The organism is Clostridium sp. (assembly GCF_036569345.1).
GTDB lineage: Bacteria > Bacillota > Clostridia > Clostridiales > Clostridiaceae > Clostridium_AD.
On sequence record NZ_DATCQT010000177.1, the window covers coordinates 1 to 9,285 of the forward strand.

Here is a 9,285-nt window from a genome sequence, read left to right on the forward strand (position 1 = left end):
TGGAATTGACAAATACTTATGTTTCAAATATTCAAAACCCTAATTGGCAACTGAACCCTTCAACTACTTATCAATTTGTAGAGGAAACATATTACATGCGACAATAGGTGATCATTTAAGGAATAAACTTCACCTTGATAATAACGTTTTCTAATTCAAGAAATTGGGTATTTCTTACTTTATAGAAGGTGTTAAATTCTTGAGTTGAGATTATCATTTTTCCAATTTTTAGTCAAATACTGTTTCTTTATAAAGGATATTACAAACTTTGATAATTTATTGGAAGTTGATTTTATTTGGTATGGGATGGCATTATGCTGACTTTTTGTAAGGTCAAGAATCTGTTTACCCACTGTATTATTGTAAGTCTTACCTTATAAGAAGTTAGCTTAAGCCTTTAACATCATAAATTAAGATCTTTTTTGAATATTAAGCCCACAGCGACAACTGCACCAAGTAAGGTCGATGCTCTTATTAGAAACTTATTAAACCATCCATCCATCGAAGATGAAAAATTCCATGTAGTAATTAGAATGATCAATACAACCAACAGTTTGACAAAATTTATTAATTGTTCTTTACCTTCACGTTTTCTAATTCTTGCATTTATTAATTCCCGAGCTATTCTGATATTAATATCATAGGCTTTTTTATTACCTTTTTCTTCCTTCTCAATACGAATTATCTGAGAAATCGACGTATTGATTGACTTTTTTTCGAGAACAGGTAAACGATAATGGTCTTTTTCGAAAAAATCATTTTCATAGTGTGTATATGTCCAAGATTTAATACTCGCAAGTTCCTTTTCAACTTCGCGAGCATTTAGGTATGTTGTAGGGCTAAAAATACTTTGAACGCGAAAAAAATCCGCCTTTGCAATGCTGCTTATATTAAGTATTGAGTTTAAATAATCTAATTCACCTTGAATTTGATTGATTAGCTTTTGAGCCAAAAGCTCAATTTCATTTAGTATAATAGACTTAGAAACAAAATCAGCATCAGTTAAAATTTTAACTGAATAATTTTTATCAATTTTTATTACCTCAACAATAATTATAGCTGCAATATGGTCTTGTCCATTGGCGGTAAAACACTTTGCCAAATGAATTTTATAATCTAAATTTTCTGGTTGTAACTCTACTGCTTGTTGAGCCAATTTTATGCTTTCTAATTTGTTATCCAATATATAATTTGCTTTGCTTGCAAAGATAAAAGCGGACGCTGTTTCTATCAATAATTGACTTTCAGTTAATACCTCGTATTTATGAGATGAATTGTTATTTTTAGGTGCGACAAGTGCGGCAGCTTTCGAATATCTTGCTGCTAACCGAAAATATTCATCCGCTTTTTTAATATCTAAATGTTTTAGCGAGTTTAAATGAATAATTCCTAGTTTATGCAGACAGAAATAATCTTTTTCCTCTATGTTTTTTGCTTTAATTAATTCGTCATATGCATCGGAAAAAAAATCACTATTGGAACCTTCAATGATCGCATTCTTCAAATAAGTTAAACCCTGCTCGACATGGTATCCTCTTTGCATTTGACTATCAGGGATCTTTAGGATTTGAATTATCTTTCCCAAATAAAGGTTTGTAATTTTTTGACCTTCCAGTAGCAAATCCAACTTCCAATCTAACATCAAATGTAAATTTCCGATACCCTCATTAATATCGTTAAGTGTCCAGTTTATACCCTTTAATTCACCTTCCAAATGACTAAAGCCACTTTCCAAAGTTCCACATACATAATTTGTTAATTTTTCAAAAGATTTTATTGACTGGTAAGAGTTTTTCCCAATTGCTCTTCTCACTTCTATTAATTGATAATTTATTGCATCATTAGTGTTACTCTTTAAATCATTTAAATATCTTTCATTTTCCAAATAATTACTGTATTGGGATAAACCAGATTGCGCAGTTATTCTATCGTAAAAGAATGGCATAATAGGTTAGAGGTTAGAGTTTGTTATTGTAACAATTTCAAGATTTTAAATTTAGAATATAAACTTAACAATTTGATTTATAAATAAATTTTATTTTACATTTTAATAATTGTTTTAACGGTAAAAAACACTTAAACAAACTATTGCTGCGTCCACCAATCGTTTTTGTCATTGAAATATAAAGTATCTACCTACCCTAAAAATAGACTTGTTGCTACACTTTTTCAATAAAATGGGTTATTAAGCCCCCTTTTTCTAACTGTAGCAAAATTTCAAAAATGATGATTGTATAGCTGCACTTCAACTTTCCCTTACTTCTTAAACGGCAATAAGCCTAATTTACACTTTTTACTTTTTTGGCAATTTTTATTGAAAAATACCTTTATAAAGAAACTTACAAAAATTAAGAAATTATTGGAAATCGTTATTTTTTCGATTATTGAGATTTTAGCTGACAATCCTTCCTTACTTCTTACAGGGTAAGACTTCTGGTTCAATGATTAAGCAAGTTATAGAGTTACCGACAGTTGACTTTTAAAATGCTGTTTATAAAGGTAAATTAACTAAGTGTCGGAAGATTGATTTAGATTGAAAATAATAAGTTTAACCCGGTGTTATCCAAATTATGGCCTTTTAAGAAGTGAGTCTGTGTGTTGATTTACGTTTATTATACAGTATATATCAGCGCCTTCCTTACTCATTAAAAGGGCAAACAGATAGTTAACTTTAAGATCAATCAATAGTGACTTAAATTTTGGCCGTGTAAGAAGTAAACCTGGTGTAGGTCACTTTCCGATTATCTAAATTATCAAGCCCAAACTAACTTTTTATCTCCTTTATAAAGGCTGGATGATTGAGGTATGCTTTTGACAAAGTATTCTGTATCCAAAATTGATTTGAAGAAAAAATCTATTGCAGTATGGAACAACGTTAAATCCACTTCATCATAAATTGGTTGATTCTCTTTGCTTAAAACCTCAAATATGTAGCTACCATTGTTTATGAAAACTCCATCCTCTTTGTAATGAGTGGCCTCTAAAATAGCTCCCTTATTATCAGGTGTTAATTTTCTATTCTTCTGAACACTTACTCTAAAAGAGTATTTCATTTGTTCAATAATGGTTAATCCATTTTCATTTAATAACCTAAAATTTTCCATCAACTTGCAATTTGTTATTACAAATTTATGCTAAAAATATTAGCATTAAAAATAGAATCGTTAAATATTATCTGATGTAATCTTTTTGCCTTTTTTTACCTTTTCTTTAGTAAATAGGTCAGCAGTATATTTCTCGTATAAATCAAAAAGAAATTCCAATCGCTTTGCTTCAGTCAAAAATGGTTGTGGACGATAGGCTAAATCAACCGCTTTATCTAACTCTTGATGCGCCTTTGTTAACTCTGGTGGCATGGATCGAGCATCGTATAAATCCGCTAATGAACTATTGAAGAATTTTGCACGAATATCTAAAATATTTTGTCCTGCTGTTTCGATGGATTTGACTTGTTTTTCATTCGGTTCTATTGGAAATGAAAAATTATTATAAACCGAAGGGGAATAGCTATAATCGGATTTCATTCTCCCACAAACTGTCTTTGTCCAGGTCATGTGCATAGACGACATAAGTATCCCAAAGAGATACAATGAAGCTCCGGGGACCATATATATTTTATTACTCGCGATCACTTCTTTTGACAAATAACCTATAGGGATATATCTTCTTGTTTCTGATGATACTTCAGGTATAGCCAGATAATCAAAATCTGGTTGCCTGTTTTGAGTAAATAATGACGGAAACTTTGCAAATTCTTGAACGCTCTTTGTTGAGCTTTGAAGCCTTGATTTAGAAACTTCTTCAAGCCTCTTTAACACGAAAGGCATTTTTTTCAACAAATCAGGAGGACAATCTTTTAACCACAAACAGTATCTCTTTTTCTTGTTCAAAAGTTCTTCACCACCCATAAAAGAGCGTATCCAATTTTTAGATAACGGCTCCTTTTCTAAAAAAGATTCTTTTTCTTCTTCCGTAAAAAGTAAGAAACCTCCGTCAGTCGGTTGACTGCCTTTAAACATTTCGGCGAAATTATGAATAGGTTTCCCCCTCGATTCCACTAAAATATCTTCACCCTCAGTCAAATATGGATTTATGTTTTTAACTACCATTTCATGGGGTTCTCCTTTTATGTTCTCGTAGTCATAAATCTTTTTAATAGTACAATCGAAATTAGCAAATCCTATGATTACTACATGAACTGCGGCTTTTCCTTTTGCTTCATTACTCCAGCTAAATGTTCTATGTGCAAAGTGAATTTTAATTTTATATTTAGTCAACAGCAACGACCACAAAATACCAACTTGTTCACCCTGCTCAATTGAGTTTGTAGATACAAATGCTACCTTTATCCTGGTACCCTGAATCATTTTAGCTGCCTTTAAATACCAGGCCGCTACGTAATCCAATCTTCCACACCTTCTTGCATTCCCAAAAACTAATTCCATATCAATCATTTGCTGTTCACTTCTCCACTGATGGCCAATGAAGGGAGGGTTACCAATAATAAAGGAAAGTTCTTGATGAGGGACAACTTTTTCCCAATCTATTTGCAAAGCATTTCCATTAATAATTGTTGCAGCTTTTTTTAAGGGCAATCGGACAAAATATTGTCCAAATTCTTCACTAATAGCCATATTCATTTGATGATCCATCAACCACATTGCAACTTCAGCTATTCTGGCAGGGAATTCTTCATATTCAATTCCGTACATCATATCAACGTCTAACCAAATGATTTCTCTCACATCTAAGAATCCTTGGCCTGATTTATTCATAGCACGTAAAATCTCTATTTCAAGCAACCTCAATTCTCTGTAGGTGATCACTAAAAAGTTTCCACAACCACAAGCTGGGTCAAGGAATTTGAGTTCACTAAGTCTTTTATGGAATTCAGATAGCTTGTTTCTGTTGGATTTAATTGATTCAAATTCCTTGTGAAGATCATCTAAAAACAAAGGCTTAATGAGCTTCATTATATTTTTTTCACTGGTATAATGGGCTCCAAGGTTCCTCCTTTCCTCAGGGTTCATTACACTTTGGAACATAGAGCCAAAAATGGCTGGTGATATTTTACCCCAATTTAACCCACAACATTCTAATAGGGTCTTTCGCATCTGATTATCAAATGATGCATGTGGCAATGTTTCTTCGAAAAGTTTTCCATTAACATATGGAAACGCTTCTAACTGTTCGTCAAGGTTTTTAAGCCTTTTATCTTGTGGTGTGTTTAAAATGTAAAATAACTCACTCAACCTGGCAGCCAAATCGCTTCCATCATCATTAGTCCTTTGTTCTATAAACTCTTTAAAAATGTCTTTATCAAAAATTGTTGTGTCGTCAGCAAATAAACAAAACAACAAACGAACAAGGTATACTTCCAATGGATGTCCTTCATATCCAATCGATTTAAGCTTATCGTGAAGTTTACCCATTAATTCCGCTGCTTTTATGTTAACAGGGTCTTGTTCTTTATAGGTAGGCTGTTGGTATCCAGCTATAAATCCAAAATATTGAACGAATTTAACGAGATTGTTTAGGTGGAATTCAATTGTTTTATTTTCTTCGGTATCAAAAAGTCTGAATCTCTCGAAATCAGAAACAAGGATGTATTTTGGTAGTTCAAACTCTTTCAATCCATGGATATAGTCTTTTGCTTGTACAAATGCTTTGTCAAGGTTTTTGCCCTTACTTTTCATTTCTATAAGTATAGTGCCTTTCCAAAGTAAATCGATGTATCCATCCGTTTCACCAAGTTTTTTAACCCGATGCTCGAAAGTACCTACCCGCTTTCTTGTAATGCCAAAAACATTAAAGAATGCCTCTAAAAAGGGCTTTGCATCAGCTTCTTCATTAGAGGTATCAGCCCATTCTTTTGAAAATGTAACTGCTCTATCTTTAATTTCATTCCAACTTAGTGCCATACAGGTTTATTTGGTTGTAAATTAAAAATAAATATCAAACTGTACTAAAATTAAAACGCCAAGCTGAGAAGCCTGGCGTTTCAATCAACAAATCATTAACTGTCTTTATCCTTATCTGGAACTCCTGAACCGCCATCGGGTGGAGACGTATCTATTATGTCTCGAATAGGCTGGTAACCCTCGCTTAAATTTCCCTTGTTTCTAACTTGATCAAATCCACCTCTTTCTGCATCATTCCCTTTTTTGATTTCTGGTGCGTGATGAATTGATTTTCCCTGTTTTTTTGAATCTTCTTCTGACATGACTATGATTTTTAATTAATTGAAAAATTCTATCGCAAAAATATCATCTGATATTATAAGAATTCCGTTTGTCCTTGGTATAATATTGACAAATTTACTACCTTCTAATTCCCATAATTCTTCGATGTATATAGTTTCTTTGCAGGGATAAGGAGAAGCGAAAGATTTCGTACTAAACTTACCACCAATCTTTCTTCCATCTTTTAAATGTACAATAACCCAGGCTCCATTTCTTTTTGTGAAAATAAAATCCCACGCAGACTTTGAACTACTTATAACATGGGGTTTAATCATTTTACTATTGAGAACCCTGTTTAAAATTAAAGGCCAAATTAATGGTCCAACAATTAAAACAATAAATGCAGAAGTGTAAAAGCCTGCTGGAAAAACTTTAATCCAATTGTTATAGTCATTAATAACTATTAGCCAGGAAAACAAAACGAAGTTAATTAAGCTATACCCTATAATTTCAAATAAATTCTTGGTAAAATCGTACTTCTCATCTGCTATCAAAAGTCGATGGACTTTAACAGACAAAAAGCCAGGTAGAAATAATATAATGAATAACGGTATGTTGTTTGTTAATAGACTCATTCTCTAATTAGCTTATTTACTATCTAACGGCGTAGCTTTAATTGCATAGATTGTTGTATTGTGAGATAAAGCGACCGTTAATGTTTTAGCCCACGTAGCACCATCTATATTCTTTTCAATGATGGCAAAGGTTCCTATTGTATCAATTAAATGTAATTCACCAGTAATGCAAAAAATATCTAATTCTAATGTGTTTGATGGAATATCATAAGATTTCAATTTTAGTGTAATATCAGCTATATCGAATTTATGTGTATCACTAACGTCATTTAAAGGCTTGGTTTCTTTCAAAACATAGGCAAAGCTGTTTAAATGAATAGTTTCTAAAGCTTTCTCTAATTCGTTTAACATTTTAATAGGTAATCTAGATTGGTCAGTTAATCCTTGCATTACACATATGTCCTTTATAGATGTCAGATAATTTTCGAATTGTCTTTCAAGCCCAAATGCTTTCGCACCAGCTTTGCTATTTAACGTAATCCTTTGGGCTAACTTAATTGTTGCTAATTTCATTTGATTTTGTATTGAAATAATAAGGTACAGACTGCATATTTATCAAATATAATGTATTGCTAAACCATTTAGCAATTTAATTATCAACACATTGATTTAACTATTGACAAACCATATTGTGATTGAACGTATTATTGCGTACCCATAAGAAGAAGTACAAAAATCTTAATGAAGGTTGCCTTTAATGGCAAATCAAAAGAGTCTTATCTGTACTACATTAATCAGCAGTAATACTCTAACAGGTTCAAATGGTATGGTAAATAGAGATTTAACTTCTTTACCTTTTAAATAGTTAGAAAAATGGCATAGTACATTAAATGCAAAATGTGGGCTGTACCTTGGCGTTGCTTGTTACTAGCTAATTGAATAGATCGACGTTGAATCATTTAACTCAATGCTTATAACCATACTGCTATCTTCATTTGTTGGGTGTTTTAAGATCAGTATGGAGCCATATGATTCAAGTAGTTCCAAAGGTTGTGTTATAAGATAAACAGTTAATTGGGGGTTCGTTTGGTTTCTTGAGAAACCAAATGAAGTGACTTTTACAGATGGAGTAACAAATTGATATCCGTAGAAGTCAACGAATGGTTTGTTTTGAATTATCTTGGCAGCGAGGTTTGCTGCGTACATTCCCTCTAATGCTGAAGTTATTTTTTTTTCATTAGGACTTGTCGTCTGCTGACCTACCGCGACACCCAAGTGTTCAAGTTGATAGTTGTATTCTTTAAAATATTCATTGTACCATCGTTCAACTTCATAGGTTTTTACGTCTTGATCAGAAGAGATAACTATCTTCTTTGATAGTCGTAGCATTTTATTTGTCATCAGGATTGGTTTAAATCCAAAGCTAACAAACATTTGCAGATAGACAATCTTATTTAAAACAAACTTCCCTGTACTCCATTAATAGGTTGTGTTGCTTTAACAGGTTCAAATGGCATAGTGAATGCTGGTTTAACTTCTTTACATTTTAAAGGTTTGAGCCAAATGTAACTCAACTCAGGTTCAGTAAATTCTATAAAGTGAGGCATGTGAAAACCGTCAATTAATATTGTACTGGTTTTGTATCCATTGTAAAATTCGTTACTCAATGTGTTCATGTGGGCTATTTCACCTGTAAGTGAGTTAAGCAGCATGTTTACGAGTGCCATTTTACAGCAAGTATTATCCAGGTCTGCACCATAGAATTTTGAATGGCGATTAAATTTTGCAGATGCTAAAAGCATTCTACCCGAACCACAAGCTGGATCACAAATTGTTTCTTTGCTTTCAAGGCATTCACCAATGGTTATAGCCGAAATCATTTCGCACACTGGTGTTGGTGTAAAATACTGACCATTGAAGCCATTAGAGATAGCTTGCATGTATAATTCACCAAGTGGATCATTAAAATCTTCTGATAGGTCACCTATTAATGTAACCAGGTTTACAAGTTGTTCAACTTTTGGATGGGTTTTGTAAGTTTCAAGTGCCTGGCTTTGTTCATCAATCGTGCTGTACTTCTTAAAAGGTAACAAGGTCCAGTCAAGTAATTCAGTAAATGCAGTGTGTAACGATTGGCCATAAGCATAGCGTTCAAAGACTGTTAGCAGTTGTTTAATTTCCATAGCAGTAAGTTTTAATGTCGAGTGAATTCTCGAACAGACGAACTGCTGAACAGACGAATTAAGGCAAGGTGGAGAGCTAAGAAAATGTGGAGGCTCCTGGAAGGATACCCATTTTCGTGATACTACCTTGAAACGTTAGTGGCTGTATTTGGCTGGTTCAGCTAACTTTGTGGAGAGAATGAATAACTCATTCCGCTACAATACCTTGCTGTGTACTTTGGAATGACAAGTAGGGCAAAGCGCCAATAAGTCTTCGATGGGTTCATTAAATAAATGTTCATAGGTAAGGTGATGTATGTCCACCGCAGGCTTTTGTTTACAATGTTGGCATAGGTTCATGTCTCT

At 33.0% G+C, this 9,285-nt stretch carries 9 protein-coding genes; all 9 read right to left on the bottom strand.

What is annotated here, in order from left to right; translation table 11 throughout:
- Positions 1–403 precede the first annotated feature (403 nt).
- The 9 genes from VIM70_RS18325 to VIM70_RS23465 all read right to left on the bottom strand — a co-directional run bounded on the left by VIM70_RS18325 (position 404) and on the right by VIM70_RS23465 (position 9,279).
- A complete protein-coding gene (locus tag VIM70_RS18325) occupies positions 404–1,885 on the bottom strand; it encodes a hypothetical protein (RefSeq protein WP_331947232.1) in 1,482 nt (493 codons plus the stop codon).
- 868 nt (positions 1,886–2,753) lie between these two features.
- On the bottom strand, positions 2,754–3,104 hold the full coding sequence (locus VIM70_RS18330) for a hypothetical protein (protein ID WP_291112195.1): 351 nt from the start codon (positions 3,102–3,104) through the stop codon (positions 2,754–2,756).
- 60 nt (positions 3,105–3,164) lie between these two features.
- Positions 3,165–5,921: a class I SAM-dependent DNA methyltransferase gene (locus VIM70_RS18335; RefSeq protein ID WP_291112198.1), complete on the bottom strand. Its 2,757-nt coding sequence runs from the start codon at positions 5,919–5,921 to the stop codon at positions 3,165–3,167.
- 95 nt (positions 5,922–6,016) lie between these two features.
- Positions 6,017–6,223 (bottom strand): hypothetical protein, encoded by a 207-nt coding sequence (locus VIM70_RS18340; RefSeq protein ID WP_291112199.1) that lies wholly within the window; start codon positions 6,221–6,223, stop codon positions 6,017–6,019.
- Between the two features lie 15 nt (positions 6,224–6,238).
- Entirely contained in the window at positions 6,239–6,817 is a 579-nt protein-coding gene (locus VIM70_RS18345; RefSeq protein WP_291112202.1) for a DUF6338 family protein, read from the bottom strand.
- 12 nt (positions 6,818–6,829) lie between these two features.
- On the bottom strand, positions 6,830–7,330 hold the full coding sequence (locus tag VIM70_RS18350; RefSeq protein WP_291112205.1) for a hypothetical protein: 501 nt from the start codon (positions 7,328–7,330) through the stop codon (positions 6,830–6,832).
- Positions 7,331–7,684: 354 nt separating this feature from the next.
- A complete protein-coding gene (locus tag VIM70_RS18355) occupies positions 7,685–8,146 on the bottom strand; it encodes a hypothetical protein (protein WP_331947233.1) in 462 nt (153 codons plus the stop codon).
- A 65-nt stretch (positions 8,147–8,211) separates the two neighbouring features.
- A complete protein-coding gene (locus tag VIM70_RS18360; protein WP_331947234.1) occupies positions 8,212–8,850 on the bottom strand; it encodes an N-6 DNA methylase in 639 nt (212 codons plus the stop codon).
- 285 nt (positions 8,851–9,135) lie between these two features.
- Positions 9,136–9,279, bottom strand: coding sequence for an HNH endonuclease (locus VIM70_RS23465; protein ID WP_414648727.1), 144 nt, complete (start codon positions 9,277–9,279; stop codon positions 9,136–9,138).
- Positions 9,280–9,285: the final 6 nt, after the last annotated feature.

Excerpts from the sequence above, each read along its gene's own strand:
- VIM70_RS18355 (WP_331947233.1), bottom strand. The coding sequence starts at position 8,146 with ATGCTACGACTATCAAAGAAGATAGTTATCTCTTCTGATCAAGACGTA.
- VIM70_RS18340 (WP_291112199.1), bottom strand. The coding sequence starts at position 6,223 with ATGTCAGAAGAAGATTCAAAAAAACAGGGAAAATCAATTCATCACGCA.
- VIM70_RS18335 (WP_291112198.1), bottom strand. The coding sequence starts at position 5,921 with ATGGCACTAAGTTGGAATGAAATTAAAGATAGAGCAGTTACATTTTCA.
- VIM70_RS18330 (WP_291112195.1), bottom strand. The coding sequence starts at position 3,104 with ATGGAAAATTTTAGGTTATTAAATGAAAATGGATTAACCATTATTGAA.
- VIM70_RS18345 (WP_291112202.1), bottom strand. The coding sequence starts at position 6,817 with ATGAGTCTATTAACAAACAACATACCGTTATTCATTATATTATTTCTA.
- VIM70_RS23465 (WP_414648727.1), bottom strand. The coding sequence starts at position 9,279 with ATGAACCTATGCCAACATTGTAAACAAAAGCCTGCGGTGGACATACAT.
- VIM70_RS18350 (WP_291112205.1), bottom strand. The coding sequence starts at position 7,330 with ATGAAATTAGCAACAATTAAGTTAGCCCAAAGGATTACGTTAAATAGC.